Origin of the sequence: Pandoraea communis (assembly GCF_902459745.1) — a bacterium.
Classification (GTDB): Bacteria; Pseudomonadota; Gammaproteobacteria; order Burkholderiales; family Burkholderiaceae; genus Pandoraea; species Pandoraea communis.
In genome coordinates this window covers 221,784-240,009 of record NZ_CABPSJ010000003.1, presented here as the reverse complement: position 1 = coordinate 240,009, position 18,226 = coordinate 221,784, and the positions used below count along the sequence as shown (strand labels likewise).

Genomic DNA, 18,226 nt, shown 5'->3' with positions numbered 1-18,226 from the left:
AAATGACGATCGCAATCATTTTGTTGACGCTCAATCATCCCGGCTTCGTTGCCGGGTCTGCTTTGACTATAGTGCGGCGCTATCGGCGCGGCAACCACCAATCCTGTCGAGAGTTTACGGGACCGGAGGGCGTTGCACGCTCACCCGCGCCGCGCAATGGCACGGGCCAGTACGAGCACCGGCAACAGTCCCACGAGCACGAGCGTCAAGGCCGGCACGGCGGCCTCGGCAAGGCGCTCGTCGGCCGCCAAATGGCTCGTGACGACCGCCAGCGTGTCCATATTGAACGGCCGCAGCGCGAGCGTGGCAGGCAGTTCTTTCATGACGTCCACGAATACCAGCAGTGCCGCCGTCAGCACACTGCCGCGCAGCAGCGGCAGATGCACCCGGCGCAGCATCGACCAGCCGCCCACGCCGAGGCTGCGGGCGCTGGCGTCGAGATTGGGGGCGATGCGAGCGAAACCGGCATCCACACTTTGCAGCGCCGCCGGCAGGAATCGCACGACATAGGCATAGATCAGCACGCCCCCCGTGCCCGCGAGCACCAGGCCGTCCGCGCCGAATACGTTGCCCAGCCAGGTGTCGAGATGCAGCACCGGCGTGAGAATGCCCAAGGCGATGACCGCACCGGGGATCGCGTAGCCAACGCCCACGAGCCGGACGGCGATGCGTGTCACGCGTCCCGGCGCCAGTCGCTGGGCGTAACCGAGCACGATGGCAAAGGCGCTCGCGACGAACGCCGCCACGCCCGCCAGACGCACGGTGTTGTAGACCCATTCGCCATAGCGTGGCCAAGGCACCTGATCCAGTTCGGAGACCGCGAGCCGCAGCATGATGAACGCAGGTAACAGGAAGCCGATGACGAGCGGCAGCGCACAGGCAAGCGTTGCCAGCGCCGCACGTCCGCCTCGCAGGCGAGTGCGTCTCGACGTCGTCGGCGAGCGTCCCGGCGCCCCGTAATACCGCAGCCGCGCCCGGCTGCGTGCTTCCGCGATCAACAGGACAAGGACGGCGAACAGCAGGCACGCCGAGAGTTGCGCCGCTGCCACCCGGTCCCCCATCGACAACCACGCACGGTAGATACCGGTCGTAAAGGTCGGCACCCCGAAGTAAGCGACGGCGCCGTAGTCGGCGAGCGTCTCCATGAGCACGAGCGCCACCCCCGCGACCAACGCGGGTCGCGCGAGCGGCAATGCCACGCGCACAAACGCCTGCACGGGCGTACACCCGAGCGAGCGTGCCGCCTCGAAGAAGCGCTGGCTGTGCTCCAGAAAAGCGGTGCGGGCCAGCAGATAGACGTAGGGATAGAAGGCCCCCGTGAAAACCCACGCCGCGCCATACCATGAGCGCACCTCCGGAAACCACGCCACACGGTCGACCGAGAGCAGCTTGCGCAATACGCTCTGCACCGGCCCGGCGAACTGGAGGAAGTCGGTGTACGCGTAGGCCGTCACGTACGCGGGCATCGCGAGCGGCAGGATCAGTGCCCACTCGAGCAGACGTCGTCCGGGAAACGCATAGTGAACGACAAGCCATGCACTTGCCACGCCCATGACGAGTACCCCGGCACTCACCGCCAACGAGATGCGCAGCGAATTGAGGGCGTATTCGGGCAGCACGGTATCCAGCATATGGGTGAGGATGGCGCGCGTGCCAGCATCTCCCGCCCCCAGCGCCGCCACGATGCCGAACATCGGCACAAGCACGATCAGCGCCGGGGCCCACGCCACCCACCGCCACGCCCACACGCTGCACAGCCGGCGTGCACGCCCACGCCGGGCGGCAGGGGAAGCATGAAACGAACCGCCGGGTGACGGCGTCTGTCCCGCACCGGCGAGCGCGGCGGACGTGACCAGACCCTCAGCCGGATCACTTGCCCCGGACGAAGTATCGACGAAAACAGAATCGGTGGCGGCGCGTGACGGAGGCGTCGATGACATCGGCAGATCGAGACGGGTAGCAGTCAATGGGTGGACGATCAGGTGGCGGCTTGAAATACGCCGGTGACGGCCAGTCGCCGTATGCCCTGCATCGCCGCAAGGGAACCGGCAGGCGTTCACCGGTCTAAAGCGGTGTAAATTATACGCATTCGCGATTAGGACTCTGACGCGGCCGGAAATGGAAAGTGCCCGGCCGTCAAACCAAGCCGCCGATTCGCGCCTGTTCATCTGTTTCCGTTGACGTGCTCGCGTCGACACACGCTACGCCACGCCAATGCCTCTGCCTTATCTGCTGCTCGACCACATCTGTGTGAATTACGACGCCGCCGGCCACGTCCATACGGCCGTTCGCGACCTGTCGTTATCGCTTGCACGCGGCGAAATCGGCTGCCTGCTTGGCCCGTCCGGTTGTGGCAAGACGACGGTGCTGCGTGCCGTGTGCGGCTTCGAGCCGCTGGCGGGTGGCCGCATCGTCCTCGACGCGCACGAGGTGGCCAATGCGCAGATGAGCGAGCCGCCCGAGCGTCGTCACGTCGGCGTGGTGTTTCAGGATTACGCGTTGTTCCCGCATCTGAACGTGGCCCAGAATATCGGCTTCGGCCTTGGGCGCATGGCACGGGCCGAGCGTCATGACCGGGTGCAGACACTCGCTGAACGGGTCGGTCTGGCGGGCGCGTTGCGCAAGTATCCGCATGAACTCTCCGGCGGCCAGCAGCAACGCGTGGCGCTTGCGCGCGCGCTGGCGCCCTCCCCCGCCCTGCTGCTGCTCGACGAGCCGTTTTCGAATCTCGATCTCGATCTGCGTGAACGGCTGGCCGTGGAGGTGCGCGAGATCATCCGGGAGAGCGGTGCGACGGCGATTCTCGTCACGCACGATCAGCACGAAGCCTTCGCAATGGCCGATCGCATCGGGGTGATGCATGCGGGTGCCGTTGCCCAGTGGGCGCCCGCGCGTGAGCTATGGCGTACGCCGGCCAATCGTGTGGTTGCGGACTTCATCGGCCGCGGCGCGCTGATTCCGGGCACGTTCCGGGGCAATACCGAGGGTGGCGGCATCTCACTCGAACTGGGGGAAATTGCCGTCGTGCCGGCGCTGGCGGAAAAGTTGTTGCGCGCGGCGGCGAAAGACGCCTATCCGGTGAACGTCGACGTTCTGCTGCGAGCGGACGACATTGTGCACGACCCCGCCAGTCCGTTCGAAGCCACGCTCGTGAGGCGTGCGTTCCGTGGCGCCGACCAGCTTTATACGCTGCGTCTGGCGTCGGGCCGGGAGGTGATCGCACGTGTCGACGGCGAGTTGGCGCACGAGGCGGGGGAGCGCGTGGGGTTACGTCTGGCGGTGCGGCATCCGGTGGCATTCACGGTCGGTGGCGCCCCGGTCTGACGCCCCTGAAGCACACCCTCACGCTGAGGCTGGTAGAATCCGGCAAAACGGATGGGCCTATGAAACAGTACCTCGACTTCATGCGCCATGTACTCGAACATGGCACCGACAAGACCGACCGCACGGGCACAGGCACGCGCTCGGTGTTCGGTTATCAAATGCGCTTCGACCTGCAGGAAGGATTTCCGCTCGTCACGACCAAGAAAGTGCATATCAAGTCCATCGTGCATGAACTCCTGTGGTTTCTGCAGGGCAGCACGAACGTGCGCTATCTGCAGGAAAACGGGGTGTCGATCTGGAACGAATGGGCCGATGCCAACGGCGAACTCGGTCCGGTCTACGGTGCCCAGTGGCGCTCGTGGCCGACGCCCGACGGCGGTCATATCGACCAGATCACGCAGCTCGTTGACCAAATTCGCGCCACACCGGACTCCCGCCGCCTGATCGTCTCTGCATGGAATGTCGGAGAGATTCCGCGCATGGCGTTGCCGCCGTGTCACGCGTTCTTCCAGTTCTACGTGGCAAACGGTAAGCTGTCGTGCCAGCTTTACCAGCGCAGCGCGGATATCTTCCTCGGTGTGCCGTTCAATATCGCAAGCTACGCACTGCTCACGCACATGATGGCGCAGCAGACCGGGCTGGATGTCGGCGACTTCGTGTGGACGGGCGGCGACTGCCATCTGTACAACAATCATCTGGAACAGGTCGCCACGCAACTCGCGCGCGAGCCGCTCCCGCTGCCGAAGCTCGAGATCGCGCGCAAGCCCGACTCGATCTTCGATTACCGTTTCGAAGATTTCCAGATCACCGGGTACGAAGCGCATCCGCATATCAAGGCGCCGGTGGCCGTATGACGATTCTCACGTTGGTCGTTGCCCGCGCCGAAAACGGCGTGATCGGGCGCGACAATCAATTGCCGTGGCGTTTGCCGGAAGATCTCGCCCACTTCAAGCGGACGACGCTCGGCAAGCCGATCGTCATGGGACGCAAGACCTACGATTCAATCGGCCGTCCGCTGCCGGGGCGCCGCAATATCGTGGTGTCGCGCAATCCGGATCTGAAAATCGATGGCTGCGAGGTGGCCGGCTCGCTTGTCGACGCGATGCGGCTGTGTGTGGGCACCGAGGAAGTCTGCCTGATCGGCGGCGCGCAGTTGTACGCTGAGTCGCTGGCGAGCGCGGACAAGGTGATCGTCACGGAGATTGCCAGAGCGTTCGAGGGCGACGCTCACTTCCCCGATCTACCCTCGGCCCAATGGCGGGAAACGGCACGTGAGACGCATCACTCCCCCGCCCCGAACGACTTCGATTACGCGTTCGTCACCTACGAGCGAATTTGATCTGACGGCGCGCACGCGCGCGCCGTTCTCGTTCTCACGCCGGGCATCCGGATCAGGCGTGCAGGTTGGCGTGCGGCACATGCTCCGCCGCACCGCCTTTGCCGTCAGCCGCCAGCGCAACGCCCTCGGAAACATACACGCGGTCACGGCCGAGACGCTTGGCCGTGTACAACGCCTCATCGGCCAATGCGATCAGGCGCTCCGGCGTATCGCCGGCATTCCCCTGCTGTGGCACGTGCGTCGCACACCCGACACTGACGGTCACAATCCCTTGCGGCCCCGGAGCGGGCCTCGCCAACGCCCGCACGCCCTCCGTTACGCGCGTGGCGACGAAATATGCGCCATTCGCGTCGGTTTCGGGCAGAACGATCACGAACTCTTCGCCACCGTAACGCGCCACGATATCCGCTGGCCGATGCGTCGCCCGCATGATGGCGAGTGCGACATGCTCAAGGCACTCGTCACCCACGGGGTGGCCGTACTGGTCGTTGTAACGCTTGAAATAATCGACGTCGACCATCAACAGCGATAACGGGTGCCCAGAGCGGCGCGCCTGCTCGAAATCCTGCGGAAACCGGTCGTTGAAGTAGCGGCGATTGAAGATGCCGGTGAGCGCATCGCGGTTGCTGTATTCGATCAATCTCAGATGCGCACGCGTGAGTTCTCGATACAACCGCGAGACTTCCCACACGAGCACGCAAACGAGTAACCCCGGCGCCGACATGCTGAACAGCCGCGCCAGGTACCAGCCCAGCGAGAATCGCACGGTGCTCATCAGGCTGAGCACGGTGTCCGTCACGCACGCAAGGACTGCCAGCGCCATCCACAAATCCAGCACGGTACGCAGACGGCCGATCGCCAGCACGGCGCCCAACGAAACAAGATTCACCACCAGCAACACCACGCCCGCGCCCCGCGCAGAGAAGTCCCCCGGTGCCGTCGCCGGCGCCAGCGCAGGCGGCAACTGCACGGCCAATACCGTCACGCAGAGCAACGCCCCCACCACCAGCGGCAAACCGACGAAGAGCCACAACGCCCGCCCCGTCGGCAGCATCTGCGTCACGGACTGCAACACGAAAAGACGCCGCGAAATCATGGCGATGAGCACTAGCGAGGGAAAACCCATGTGCCAAATCGCCCAGATCCAGCCGGATGTCGTCGGAAACGCACCGAATAAGCCCTGCGGCGAGAACAGGCCCGGGAGCGTCAACAACTGCATGGCAACAGTCAACGCCGTGAACGCATAGGCACCGGCAAGCAGCCCGAACACCGGCAGCCGACTTACCTGAAACTGCGCCGCCAACAGAAACGATGCAATCGCCGCCGTCGTGAACACGGTCAACCCGCACATGGGCAAAAATGGCGCGACCGCCGGCAACGCTGCCGTCGCCTGCGGTGCCGTCAATATCAAAGCGGCAAGGATCGCGATCGCCAGACAGCCCGCCAATGCCCGCTGCCCCCTCGATGCCCGCTCCATCAGAAAGCCGTCCATGTCGCCCCCTTCGCCGTTTTTTCGAAGCCCCATGCAGCCCCGGCATCATCTGGCACCGGGAACGCCCCCCCCTTCCGACTACCGTTTAGCCGCAGCATGCACCAATTCATCCCCCCTGCCAATGTGCCTTTTTTTCTCTTCGATTGTCGCTCTGACTTACCCTTAACACCCCCCTCCAGACGGATCGGAGCCCCTTTCCGCCTCTCAGACATAAACCCAACTCGCTGCAGAAAGGGGCCCCGATCCGTCTCCACCCTCGCCTTCGAAGGGGGCCTTCTATCCCCCCCTATACGAAAAACGGCGTCGACCAGCTATCGTCAGATAACCCGTCGACGCCGCGCTGGCTACGTCGTCTGCTCTTCCCCTCCCCCACATGAATGAGGGGTTATGTGCTCTTTCTTAGAAACTCATCCGCCTAGGTACGCTTCCAGTACTCGAGGGTTACCCAGCAGGTTGCGGCCCGTGTCTTCCAACACCACTTTGCCCGTCTCCAGCACGTAACCATGTTGCGCAATTTTCAACGCCTGCCGCACATTCTGCTCCACCAGGAAGATGGTCAACCCATCCGCGTTGATCTCTTTCAATGTGCTGAAAATGCCCTGCACGATGATCGGCGCAAGACCCATCGACGGCTCGTCGAGCAACAGCAAGCGCGGACGCGCCATCAATGCACGACCAATCGCCAGCATCTGCTGCTCGCCCCCCGACAAGTTACCCGCCATCTGGTCGATTCGCTCCGCCAGTCGCGGGAATCGCTCCAGCACCTTGTCCAGATCCGGCTTCACGTTCTGCTTGTCTCGACGCGTGTAGGCGCCTAGCTCAAGGTTCTCGCGCACCGACATCGTCGTAAGCGTGGCTCGGCCCTCCGCCACCTGTACCAAACCGCGCTGCACGATCTTGTTCGGCGCCAAACCACCAATCTCTTCGCCCTGGAACAGAATCGAGCCGGCCTGCCTCTTGATGAGTCCGGACAGCGCCAGCAGCGTCGTCGACTTGCCCGCGCCATTGGCCCCAACAAGCGAGGTGATCTCATGCTCGCGCAACGAGAAATCGACGCCCTTCACCGCTTCGATATGCCCATAGGCCACCTTCAGGCCCTTCACTTCGAGCAACACACTCATGCCTTGTCCTCCGCGCCAGCCGCAAGCGCAGCCATATCATCGTCGTCATCACGGCCAAGATATGCCTCGATGACCTGCGGGTTGTGCTTGATCTCGTCAGGCTTGCCCTCGGCAATGATGCGGCCGAAGTTCAACACCGCGATGCGTTCGCATAACCCCATCACGAAGCGCATGTCGTGCTCGATCATGAAGATCGTGTAACCACGCGCCTTGATGTTCTCGATCTCGCTCATGAGATCGACCTTCTCACCCGTATTCATGCCCGCCACCGGCTCGTCGAGCAGCAACAGCTTGGGCTCGGTCGCAAGCGCACGCGCCAGTTCGAGCTTGCGCTGGTCGCCGTACGAGAGGTTGTCGGCAATGTCGTACGCCTTGTGATCGAGCTTTACCCACGAAAGCAACTCGTGGGCGCGCTCGCGCGAACGCTTCTCCATCTCCCGAAAACCCGGCAGCGAAAGCAGCAGGCCAGCCGGGCCGTAGGAAAGATGGCGGTGCATGCCAACCACCACGTTCTCGATCAACGTCATCTCCTTGAAGATGCGAATGTTCTGGAACGTGCGGGCAATGCCCCGCTGCGTGATCTTGTGCGGCTTCTGCCCCACAAGACTCTCGCCGTCGAACGTAATGCTGCCGCCCGTCGGCTGCAACAGGCCGGTGATCAGGTTGAAAACGGTCGTCTTACCCGCACCGTTCGGGCCAATCAGGCCGAAGATGGTGCCCTGCGGCACCTCGATGTTCACGTCCTGCAGAACGTGCAATCCACCGAATCGTTTGGAAATATTGGAAAGCTTGAGCATGTCGTGTCCCTCGTCCGCTTACGTGGAAGAGGCCGAACGCGCCTTGTCGGCACGGAACCAGCGGCGAAATCGCATCGGATCCCAGATACCCTTGGGCAGAAACAGCACGATCAGCACCAGAATCAGGCCGTTGACCACAAGGCGGAAGTCGTTGAACGCACGCAGCAACTCAGGCAACAACGTAAGAATGGTGCTGCCCAGTACGGGCCCCGCCAATCCGTTGATGCCGCCCAGAATTGCCATCGTCAGAATCTCGACGCCACGGTCGAAACCGAATTCGTTCGGTCCGATGAAGAACGTCAGATGCGCATTGAGCGCCCCTGCCAACCCGGCAAGCACCGCCCCCAGCACGAACGCCAACATCTTGTAGCCCGTGACATTGATGCCCATGAGGCCCGCCGCCGTCTCGTCTTCCTTGATGGCCTCGAAGGCACGACCGACCTTCGAGCGGCGCAAACGCCACAGCGCGGCCAGTACGATTACCACCGCTGCCGCCACATGCCACCACTGGGTGAGCTGCGGAATGCCGTTCAGGCCCAACGCACCGCCTGTCAGGTCTTCGGTGTTGAGAATCAGCACCCGCACGACTTCACCGAAGCCGAGCGTCGCCATCGCCAGATACACCCCCGACAGACGCAGCGTCGGCTTGCCGATGATGAACGCGACAAGCGCCGGCGCCGCCATGCCACCCGCGAGCGACACGGCGAACGGCGTGTCGTAGTTCATCGTGAGCAACGCGGCAGTGTATGCACCAATGCCCATGAACGCCGCGTTGGCCATGGCCAGCATGCCGCACGAGAGCGTGAGGTATATCGACAGGGCCAGCAACGCGTTGGTGCCAAGCGTCAACACCAGATTGCTGTAAACCGCCCAGAAATTATTGAACCAGTCCATTGCGCCCCCGTGATTACGCTTTGCGTTCGAGCACTTTGCCGAACAACCCCTGCGGACGCACCAGCAGGATCAGAAACAGCAGGCCGAACGCCACGGCGTCGCGCATGTTCGAACCGATGTACGCGACCGACATGACCTCGGCAAAGCCAAGGAACAAGCCACCGATCATCGCACCACGGATGTCGCCCATACCGCCCAGAATGATCACCGCGATACCCTTGTGCAGCATCGGCTGCCCCATCAGCGGGAACACCGCGTTGGAGTACAACCCGATCAGCACGCCAGCCATGCCACCCAGCCCCGCCGCAGCGAACGACGTCGCCAGGAACAGGCCCTCGACGTTGATCCCGAGCAAATAGGCTGCCTTCGGCGATTCGGCAATGGCACGCAACGCGCGGCCCAGTTGCGTCTTCTTGATCGTGGTGATAAGCACGGCCATGAGCGCAAACGAGATGAAGATGATCGCGAGTTCGAGCACCGTCATGTGAACGCCAGCGACGGTCAGGGTCTCCTGCGACACGACGTCGTACGGGAAACGCAAATTCTCCGCACCGAATATGCCCTGTACACCGTTGTTGAGCAGAATGCCCACGCCAATGGTGGCGATCATCGGGATCAGGTGAGGCGCGCCGCGTTTGCGCAACGGTTTGAGCACCAGCACGTCGATGAGCAAACCAAGCGAGCCGGCAACGATAACCGCCGTCAGGATGGCCGCCCAAAGCGGCAGATGAAGGCGCACGACGGCTTGCAGCGCCGCATAGGCACCGACCATGAAGACCGCGCCGTGCGAAAGATTGATGACGCCGAGGATGCCGAACACGAGTGTGAACCCGAGCGCGAACAAGGCGTACACGCACCCGAGGGAGAGCGCGTTGACGAGTTGCTGTTCCAGCATGGTGTGTATTCCAGCCTGAGGGACAAAGGCACGCGCCGCTTGGGGGCACGGCGTGTGCCAGAAACGCCGATGGGCGTAGCGCCTTTCGGCCCTACGCCCATGCTGACTTCTTCAAGTACTGCCGGGCTGCTTACTTCTCGATGACGTACTTGCCACCCTTCGTCACACTGACGATCGGCGCCTGTTGCGCATCGTAGCCGGCCGGCTTGCCGTTCTTGCCCATGGCCTGACGGAACGCAAACTTGCCCGTAGCGCCTTCGTGCGTGACCTTCGGCAGCGCGTCGCGCAGTGCCTTACGGTCAGCTTCCAGGTTGCCCGAGATCTTCACGTTCTTGATGGCAGCGGCTGCAATGTACATCGCATCATACGACTGCGCCGCGAACTGATCAGGAGCCACGTTGTACTTGGCCTTGTAGGCACCGATGAACTTCGTGTTGGCCGGCGTGTTGTTCTCGATCGACCACGGGCTACCCACCCACAGGCCATCCGAGCTGCCCTTGGCCAGATCGAACACCTTGACCGAGTTCATGCCGTTACCACCAATGAAGGGCACGTTGATACCCAGTTGGCGGGCCTGCACCATGATCGGCGCACCTTCGGCAATCAGCGCCGACAGCACGATGGCGTCGGGCTTGCTGGCCTTGATCTTGGTGAGCTGCGCCTTGAAGTCCACGTCGCCCTTGGCGAACGTTTCGGTCGTCGTGACCGGGATCTTCAGATCCTCAAGGGCCTTCTTGAAGTTGTCGTAGCCGCTCTTGGTGAACACGTCGTCGTTGCCATACAGCACGGCAACCTTCTTGATACCCGTGTGCTTGGCCGCCACCTTGATGGTCTCAGGCAGCACGTCGGCTTCCGTCACCGAGTTGCGGAAGATGAAGTCGCCGATCGACGTAATGCCGTCAGCCGTGTTCGACGTACCGAAAGCCACCGTCTTGCCGGCTTGTGCGATCGGATCGGCAGCCTGTGCCGAGTTCGACAGCGTCGGGCCGAACACCATGAGTACCTTGTCCTGGAAGATCAGCTTCTTGAAGACGTTGATCGCCTCTTCCTTCTTGCCCTGCTCATCTTCGACCTGAAGGACGAGCTTGTTGCCATTGATACCGCCGGCAGCGTTGATTTCGTCAGCGGCCAGTTGGAAACCATTCTTGATGGCCGCGCCATATTGCGCAGCGCCGCCCGACAGTGCTTCGGCCACGCCAATCTTCAGATCGGCTGCGTGGGCCGCAGCCACCATCCCCGTAGCGACAAGCGCGCTCAGCAACTTGGTCATGGTGCTTTTCATGAGTCTTCTTCCTCCAATACCTAGTCTCTAGTTATGAGAAGGCGCGCCTTATGAGCGCGCCCATTACCCTAACTACCGTGTCTGTTCTTAAGCCACGGCTTAAGAAAACTCCTAAGGATAACGCAAACCGCCTGTGCCGGACACGGGGCAAAAGGGTTTTTGCCTTGTTATGGCGCATAAATGCAACGCGTTTATCGCGCCATAACCGCTTTTTGCAGCATCAATGACCGGCGATGGTCATTTGTTCAATCAGGATTGACCCGACTTCTTTGGTACCGCGTACGAGCGTGTCGGCCCCGATCGCAACGATCTGGCGGAACATGTCGCTCAGGTTGCCCGCCAGCGTGATTTCCTCAACCGGGTATTGAATCTCACCGTTCTCGACCCAGAAGCCCGACGCGCCACGCGAATAGTCGCCCGTCACGTAGTTCACGCCCTGCCCCATCAGTTCGGTGACGAGCAGGCCCGTGCCCAGCTTGCGCAACATCGCACGGAAGTCGTCCGTCGGCGCCGTGAGCTTGCTGTACATGCGCAGGTTGTGGGAGCCGCCGGCGTTGCCGGTCGTCTGCATACCCAGCTTGCGCGCCGAGTAGGTGGAAAGGAAGTAGCCCTGGACCACGCCGTCGCTCACGACGTCCCGTGCGCGCGTCTTCACACCCTCCTCGTCGTACGGGGCGCTGCCCATGGCGCGCGGCACATGCGGATCTTCGTAAATGCCCACGTGGTCGGCGAACACCGGCTTGCCCAATGTGTCGACAAGGAACGTGGCCTTGCGGTAGAGCGCACCGCCACTCACCCCCTGCACGAACGCCCCCAGCAGACCGGCGGCGAGCGGTGCCTCGAACAGCACCGCACATTTGCGTGTGGAGAGCTTGCGGGCATGCAGGCGCGCCAGCGCACGCTCGGCGGCGTAGCGGCCCACCGCCTCGGGCGACGCCAGATCCTCGGCAGCGCGCTTGGACGAATACCAGTCGTCGCGCTGCATATGGCTGCCCGAACCCGCGATCGGCGAGACCGACAGGTAATGGCGCGAATACGGATAGCCCGAAAGGAAACCGCGGGTCGTGCCAAGCATGAACTGCGAATGCTGCGCCGACACGCTCGCGCCTTCGGAATTGCGGATGACCGGGCTCACGTCGAGCGCCGCCTTCTCGGCACGACGCGCCAGTTCTACCGCTTCATCCGCAGCGATGCGCCACGGATGGAACAGCGACAGATCCTGCGGATGCATTTCCAGCAGTTCGGACTCGGCGAGCCCGGCACAGTCGTCCTCCGCAGTGAAACGGGCGATGTTGTAGGCGGCGTCGACCGTGTCGTGCAATGCCTTGCGCGAGAAGTCCGACGTGCTGGCGTTGCCGCGACGCTGACCGATGAAGACCGTCACGCCCACGAGCTTGTCGCGGTTGCGCTCGATGGTCTCGACCTTGCCGCGCCGCACCGAGACCGACAGACCGTCGCCCTCGGAGATTTCGGCGGCCGCATCGGTGGCGCCGAGCGAACGGGCGTATTGCAGTACGTCGCTGACGATTTCCTTGAGTTGGTCCTGGGTATGCGTGAAATGCTGGGTCGCTTGGGACATCGGCGCGATTGGGTCAGTGGCTGAATAGGAACCGCCATCTTAGCGCGACTTCCTCACCGTCGTGCGTGGGCCCGGCAACTATTTGGACGGCGCGCGCCGCGTTACAATAGCGCCCATGACGCACATTCAACGCTTTAACCGTATCGCCCACAGCGAGCTTGCCGACGAAGGCCCGAGCAAATCCCAGCGCAAGCGCGAATCGCATGCCCTCCAGGATCTGGGCGAAGAACTGGTCAACCTTGGCAAGGACGCGCTCGCCCGCGTGCCCATGCCCGATAACCTTGAACGGGCCGTCCGGGACTGCCGCAAGATCACGGCACACGAAGGCCGCCGTCGACAGATGCAGTACGTGGGCAAGCAAATGCGTACCCTCGATGAGTCCGAAGTCGAGGCAATTCGTCGCGCCCTGGACGTCATCAATGGTGTCTCGAAGGCGGAAACGGCCAAGCTGCACGCGCTCGAACGCTGGCGCGAACGCCTGCTGGCCAAGGACGAAGCCCTCACCGAACTGCTCGCCCAGCACCCGGGGGCCGATGCCCAGCAACTGCGCACGCTCGTTCGCAACGCCCGCCGTGAACAGGCTGCGCAAAAGCCGCCCAAGGCCTTCCGTGAACTGTTCCAGGCCCTCAAGGACCTGCTTGGCACCGGATCGCCCAGTACCGCCGAATCTTCGGACGATGCGGATAACGAATTGCCGGAATTCCCAACCCGTGAGGAAGATTGATGATCGCGCGCTCACATCCGGACGAACTCCGCGTAGGCCTCGTCTCGATCAGTGACCGGGCGAGTCAGGGCACGTACGAGGATCAAGGCATCCCGGCGCTCAAGGACTGGCTTGCCAGCGCGCTCGCCTCACCGTGGGTGGCCGAAACCCGCCTGATTCCCGACGACGCCGATGGCATCACCGCGACGCTGATCGAACTTGTCGACACCATGGCGTGCGATCTGGTGCTCACCACCGGAGGGACAGGACCCGCGCGGCGCGACGTTACGCCGGAAGCCACGCTGCGCGCGGGCACGAAGGAAATGCCAGGCTTCGGGGAGCAGATGCGCCAGATCAGCCTTCGCTTTGTACCGACCGCTATCCTCTCGCGTCAGGTGGCCGTGATCCGCGAGACGGCAGATCACGCCGCCCTCATCGTCAACCTGCCCGGTCAGCCCAAGTCGATCAAGGAAACCCTCGAAGGGCTGCGCGACGCCGACGGAAAATCGGTCGTGCCCGGCATTTTTGCCGCCGTGCCGTATTGCATCGACCTGATCGGCGGGCCGTACATCGAGACGGATGAAGGCATCTGCAAAGCCTTCCGCCCCAAGAGCGCGATTCGCGCGCCGAAATCGGCGTGACCCGTCCGCCATCCAGACTTCCCGGATCGCCCGTTTCAGTGATCCAAAACAAAACGCCAGCGATTTCGCTGGCGTTCTTTGTCATGCTGCGGACATCAGGCCGGGGCCGATCTCGGAGTGTCAGGTGCGCCGGGCACGGCCGTTTTCAGGAAATGCTCGCGGTAATACACCAGTTCGTCGATCGACTCGTGGATGTCGGCCAACGCGGTGTGAGCCGCGCGCTTGGTAAAGCCCTTATAGACCGTGGGTTCCCAGCGCCGGCATAGCTCCTTGAGCGTGCTGACGTCCAGATTCCGGTAGTGGAAAAACGCCTCGAGCTTGGGCATGTACCGCGCCATGAAACGGCGATCCTGACAGATCGAGTTACCGCACATCGGCGACTTGTTCGGTGGTACGTACTGAGACAGGAACTCGATCAACTGGGCTTCGGCCGACGCTTCGTCAACGATTGACGCCTTCACGCGGTCGATCAGCCCCGAACGGCCATGCGTCGACTTGTTCCAGTCGTCCATGCCGTCCAGAACGGCGTCCGACTGATGAATCGCGAAGACCGGTCCTTCGATTCGGCGCGTCAGCGCAGAATCCGTGACGACGACCGCCACTTCGATAATGCGGTCGCTATCGGGCTGCAAACCGGTCATTTCCATGTCGAGCCAGACCAAATTGAACTCGGCCCGTGCAAGCGTCGTCTCTGTCGCGGCAGACGTGGGATTTTGGGATGGAGTGACAGACATGATCGGAAGACTCTGGAAAACGCATCGGTGGGCGACCGGCGCGGCGCCTGGCCGGTCGAAAGAACTTATAATTCTCGCATACTTCGGATTCTTCTTAAGCGCATGTTCACTTATCTCTTCGTGATCTTCCTGCTGGCGATGGTCATGACCAAGCTCTGGCTGGCCGCTCGTCAGGTTCGCCATGTGGTCGCCCATCGGGCAGCCGTCCCCGAGCGGTTCGCCGACACGATCACGCTGACAGACCACCAGCGCGCCGCCGATTACACGGTCGCTCGCACGCGCCTGGGCATGGCGGAGATCTTCGCTCAGGCGGTGCTGCTCGTCGCATTCACGCTGCTTGGCGGGCTGAATGTGCTGCACATCGGCATCTCGGAATGGCTCGGTGAAGGCTATGTGGGCCAGATCGCGCTGATCGCCGCCGTCCTGCTGATCTCCGGCATCGTCGACCTGCCCTTCACTTACGTGCGGCAGTTCGTGATCGAACAGCGGTTCGGCTTCAACCGCATGTCGCTCGGGCTGTTCATTGCCGACCTGGTCAAGGGCACTGCCATCGGCATTGTGCTCGGGCTGCCGCTGCTCTTCGTCGTGCTGTGGCTGATGGAACGCGCGGGGCCACTGTGGTGGCTATACACCTGGGTCGTCTGGGTCGCATTCAACCTGTTCGTGCAGTTCATCTTCCCGCACGTCATCGCCCCGATGTTCAACAAGTTCGAGCCGCTCTCGGACGCATCGCTGGCACAACGCATAGAAGGACTCATGCGGCGATGCGGTTTCGCAGCCCGCGGCCTCTTCGTGATGGACGGCTCGAAACGCTCGGCACACGGCAACGCGTATTTCAGCGGTTTCGGCCGCGCCAAGCGCATCGTGTTCTTCGATACGCTGATCGAGCGACTCTCCCCCGCAGAAATCGAAGCTGTGCTGGCGCACGAATTGGGCCACTTCAAGCGTCGCCACATCACGAAACGGCTGATCGCCGCCTTCGCGTTGTCGCTGGCGTTCCTTGCTCTGCTTGGATGGCTGGCCGGACGCACATGGTTCTACACCGAACTCGGCGTGATGCCGTCGATGACCGGCAGCAACAATGGATTGGCACTGGTGCTGTTTTTCCTTGTACTGCCTGTGTTCGGCTTCTTCGCGAGCCCGCTGAACAGCCTGACGTCTCGCAAGCACGAATTCGAGGCCGACGCGTTCGCCGCCAGCCAGACCCAAGCGAGCGATCTGATCAATGCCCTCGTAAAGCTGTACCAGGACAACGCATCAACGCTCACCCCCGACCCGGTCTACACCGCGTTCTACTACTCGCATCCGCCTGCATCCCAGCGCATCGACCGTCTGCTGGGGCACGCATGAAGCGGAGCAGCAAAAGTAAGGCTACGCCGGTCGAGACGACAGACCACGAACGACGCCACGGCCGTGTGGCGGCAGCCCACGGCCGCCACTATGTCGTGGAAGCCGACAATGGAGAAACCGTGCTGTGCTTCCCGCGCGGCAAGAAAAGCGAAATTGCCGTTGGCGACGAAGTTGCCTGGGCACGCACGGGCGATCAGGGGGTCATCGAGGAGATTCTGCCGCGCCGTAATCTGCTCTATCGTTCGGACCAGTTCAAAAGCAAGCTCTTCGCCGCCAACATTGACCAGTTGGTCATCATGCTGGCGACCGAGCCGTATTTCAGCGAGGATCTGCTCGGCCGCGCGCTCGTGGCAGCAGAAGCCAATGAGTTGCGCCCGTTGATCGTCCTCAACAAGACGGATGTGGTGGATGCCCTGCCCGCAGCGCGCGAGCGTCTGGCGCCGTATCGCGCGTTGGGTTATGAGGTGCTGGAGCTTTCCGTGCGCGCCGATCCGGACACTTCGAAGACATTGTTGCTGCCGCGCCTCGCGCATCAGGCGTCGTTGTTGCTTGGGCAGTCGGGCATGGGTAAATCCAGCCTCGTGAATCTCGTAGTGCCCGATGCCGACGCGGCAACGCGCGAAATCTCCACGGTGTTGAACTCAGGCAAGCACACGACCACCTTCACGCGCATCTTCCATCTGCCCGAAGGCGGCTTGCTCATCGACTCACCGGGCTTTCAGGAGTTTGGTCTGCACCACCTCAAAGAAGGGGCACTGGAGCGCGCATTTCCCGAGTTTCGTCCACTGCTCACCGGGTGCCGGTTCTACAACTGCCATCACCTGAAAGAGCCGGGTTGCGCCATTCTCGAGGCCGTCGCCGACGGACGGATCTCGAAACAGCGGCATGCGCTTTATGCACAGCTCGTCCACGAATCGGAGCAACAGATCCCATATTGAGGTGTCTGTCAGAACCCGATCCGCAAAAAAACCCCGCTTCTGCGGGGTTTTTCATAGGTGCTGCCGCTTGAACTATCAGCCCAGCCACACAGCGAGGGTCAGGAGCAACAGCAGGAGCATCCACAACAGAACAGCGCGCCACACCAGACCCACAGCCGCTTGAAGCGTGCGAGGGGTGCATTCGCTGCCGACCGGCAGAACGGCATCATCGACCTGATTCAGCGCATCGACGCTGGAGACTTCCGCCAACGGCCCCGTGAGTCGCGCGCCGAGAGCACCGCTACCCGCCGCCAACAGAATGCCTTCGTTTTCATTCGGCCACTGCTTCGCGTAGTGACGCCATGCATAAATCGCGTCTTCAAAGTTGCCGACGATGGCGAAACCGATCGCCGTCAAACGTGCCGGCACCCAATCGATGACATAGAACGCCTTGCGTGCAAAGACGCCGAACGCCGGGCTACGATCCGGCGCGTTTTCCGTCCAGCGTCGCGACAGGTATTCCGCAAGACGGTACAGCACCGCCCCCGCCGGACCCACCGGCATCAGGAACCAGAAGAACACGCCGAATACGTGGCGATGTGAGGCAATGACCGCATGCAACAGCGTGTGGCGCACGATTTCGTCCACCGGCATGTCGACCGTGTCGATACCAATCCACTGGCGCAAGATCTCACGCGCCTCGTTCACATTGTCGTTGTTCAGTGCGACGTGAATGTCAGTGAAGTAGTGGCTGAACTGACGGAATCCCATCGTCAGATAGACGATGAACACGTTCCAGGCAAAGCCCAGGAAAATATTCACCCGCATGAGCAGGTAATAGATGACGCCAACCGCCAGCACAAACGGCAACACGACGACCATCCACGCCAGCACACCGTGACGCGGCTGCCCCGCATCGAAGGTCTGCGACGTGTGGGTCGCGTGGGAGCGAATCAGGTTGTAGATCGGGTTTTGCGTGGAGAGCGCACGCACCTGCTCGAGGATCAGCGCGAGGAGTACCGAAAAGAATGTCATGCGTGCGTTCAGGTCACCAGACGGAATGGTGTAACGATAGCACAGCTTCTCTCGAATGCCCGCCCCAAGCGCCTCTGCGGCGCACTCACTTCACCATTCAAGCAGACAACGCGCAAAAACGAT

General features: G+C 62.3%; 17 protein-coding genes. 7 read left to right on the top strand and 10 right to left on the bottom strand.

Annotated elements, in window-relative coordinates:
- Window positions 1–140: 140 nt before the first annotated feature.
- A complete protein-coding gene (locus PCO31110_RS11855) occupies window positions 141–1,940 on the bottom strand; it encodes an ABC transporter permease (protein ID WP_081636115.1) in 1,800 nt (599 codons plus the stop codon).
- A 274-nt stretch (window positions 1,941–2,214) separates the two neighbouring features.
- Here PCO31110_RS11855 and PCO31110_RS11850 point away from each other — a divergent pair, with 274 nt between their 5' ends.
- From PCO31110_RS11850 to PCO31110_RS11840, 3 genes are read left to right on the top strand one after another with little or no spacing between them, the layout of a single operon-like run.
- A complete protein-coding gene (locus tag PCO31110_RS11850) occupies window positions 2,215–3,324 on the top strand; it encodes an ABC transporter ATP-binding protein (RefSeq protein ID WP_150690521.1) in 1,110 nt (369 codons plus the stop codon).
- A 59-nt stretch (window positions 3,325–3,383) separates the two neighbouring features.
- Window positions 3,384–4,178 (top strand): thymidylate synthase, encoded by a 795-nt coding sequence (locus PCO31110_RS11845; protein ID WP_010807518.1) that lies wholly within the window; start codon window positions 3,384–3,386, stop codon window positions 4,176–4,178.
- The gene (locus PCO31110_RS11840) at window positions 4,175–4,663 is read left to right on the top strand and encodes a dihydrofolate reductase (protein WP_010807519.1); all 489 of its coding nucleotides are present in this window, start codon (window positions 4,175–4,177) and stop codon (window positions 4,661–4,663) included. Before PCO31110_RS11845 ends, PCO31110_RS11840 begins: the two co-directional genes overlap by 4 nt.
- Before the next feature lie 52 nt (window positions 4,664–4,715).
- Here PCO31110_RS11840 and PCO31110_RS11835 read toward each other — a convergent pair whose 3' ends face one another.
- From PCO31110_RS11835 to pmbA, 7 genes are all read right to left on the bottom strand, one after another.
- Entirely contained in the window at window positions 4,716–6,155 is a 1,440-nt protein-coding gene (locus PCO31110_RS11835; RefSeq protein WP_150690740.1) for a sensor domain-containing diguanylate cyclase, read from the bottom strand.
- 407 nt (window positions 6,156–6,562) lie between these two features.
- Window positions 6,563–7,276 (bottom strand): ABC transporter ATP-binding protein, encoded by a 714-nt coding sequence (locus tag PCO31110_RS11830; protein ID WP_010807521.1) that lies wholly within the window; start codon window positions 7,274–7,276, stop codon window positions 6,563–6,565.
- A complete protein-coding gene (locus PCO31110_RS11825; RefSeq protein ID WP_010807522.1) occupies window positions 7,273–8,073 on the bottom strand; it encodes an ABC transporter ATP-binding protein in 801 nt (266 codons plus the stop codon). Before PCO31110_RS11825 ends, PCO31110_RS11830 begins: the two co-directional genes overlap by 4 nt.
- An 18-nt stretch (window positions 8,074–8,091) precedes the next feature.
- Window positions 8,092–8,967 carry a branched-chain amino acid ABC transporter permease gene (locus PCO31110_RS11820; RefSeq protein ID WP_010807523.1) on the bottom strand — a complete coding sequence of 292 codons (876 nt, stop codon included), beginning with the start codon at window positions 8,965–8,967 and terminating at the stop codon, window positions 8,092–8,094.
- Window positions 8,968–8,980: 13 nt separating this feature from the next.
- A complete protein-coding gene (locus PCO31110_RS11815; protein WP_010807524.1) occupies window positions 8,981–9,862 on the bottom strand; it encodes a branched-chain amino acid ABC transporter permease in 882 nt (293 codons plus the stop codon).
- Window positions 9,863–9,992: 130 nt separating this feature from the next.
- Window positions 9,993–11,144 (bottom strand): ABC transporter substrate-binding protein, encoded by a 1,152-nt coding sequence (locus PCO31110_RS11810; protein WP_010807525.1) that lies wholly within the window; start codon window positions 11,142–11,144, stop codon window positions 9,993–9,995.
- 220 nt (window positions 11,145–11,364) lie between these two features.
- Complete coding sequence (gene pmbA, locus PCO31110_RS11805; RefSeq protein WP_010807526.1) at window positions 11,365–12,723, bottom strand: metalloprotease PmbA; 1,359 nt, start codon at window positions 12,721–12,723, stop codon at window positions 11,365–11,367.
- Between the two features lie 115 nt (window positions 12,724–12,838).
- On the opposite strand from pmbA, the gene yjgA reads away from it, so the two are divergent.
- Complete coding sequence (gene yjgA / locus PCO31110_RS11800; RefSeq protein WP_150690520.1) at window positions 12,839–13,447, top strand: ribosome biogenesis factor YjgA; 609 nt, start codon at window positions 12,839–12,841, stop codon at window positions 13,445–13,447.
- Window positions 13,447–14,067 (top strand): molybdopterin adenylyltransferase, encoded by a 621-nt coding sequence (gene mog, locus PCO31110_RS11795; RefSeq protein WP_010807528.1) that lies wholly within the window; start codon window positions 13,447–13,449, stop codon window positions 14,065–14,067. Before yjgA ends, mog begins: the two co-directional genes overlap by 1 nt.
- A 95-nt stretch (window positions 14,068–14,162) precedes the next feature.
- On the opposite strand, the gene orn is transcribed toward mog, so the two are convergent.
- Window positions 14,163–14,801, bottom strand: coding sequence for an oligoribonuclease (gene orn, locus PCO31110_RS11790; RefSeq protein WP_150690519.1), 639 nt, complete (start codon window positions 14,799–14,801; stop codon window positions 14,163–14,165).
- Between the two features lie 102 nt (window positions 14,802–14,903).
- Between orn and PCO31110_RS11785 the strand changes: the two genes are divergently transcribed.
- Together PCO31110_RS11785 and rsgA are read left to right on the top strand one after the other, a co-directional pair.
- Window positions 14,904–16,151, top strand: a complete 1,248-nt coding sequence (locus PCO31110_RS11785; RefSeq protein ID WP_010807530.1) for a M48 family metallopeptidase — start codon at window positions 14,904–14,906, stop codon at window positions 16,149–16,151.
- Complete coding sequence (rsgA, locus tag PCO31110_RS11780; protein WP_010807531.1) at window positions 16,148–17,089, top strand: ribosome small subunit-dependent GTPase A; 942 nt, start codon at window positions 16,148–16,150, stop codon at window positions 17,087–17,089. The genes PCO31110_RS11785 and rsgA overlap by 4 nt, the downstream gene beginning before the upstream one ends.
- Before the next feature lie 75 nt (window positions 17,090–17,164).
- On the opposite strand, the gene PCO31110_RS11775 is transcribed toward rsgA, so the two are convergent.
- Window positions 17,165–18,103 (bottom strand): CobD/CbiB family protein, encoded by a 939-nt coding sequence (locus PCO31110_RS11775; protein WP_010807532.1) that lies wholly within the window; start codon window positions 18,101–18,103, stop codon window positions 17,165–17,167.
- Window positions 18,104–18,226: the final 123 nt, after the last annotated feature.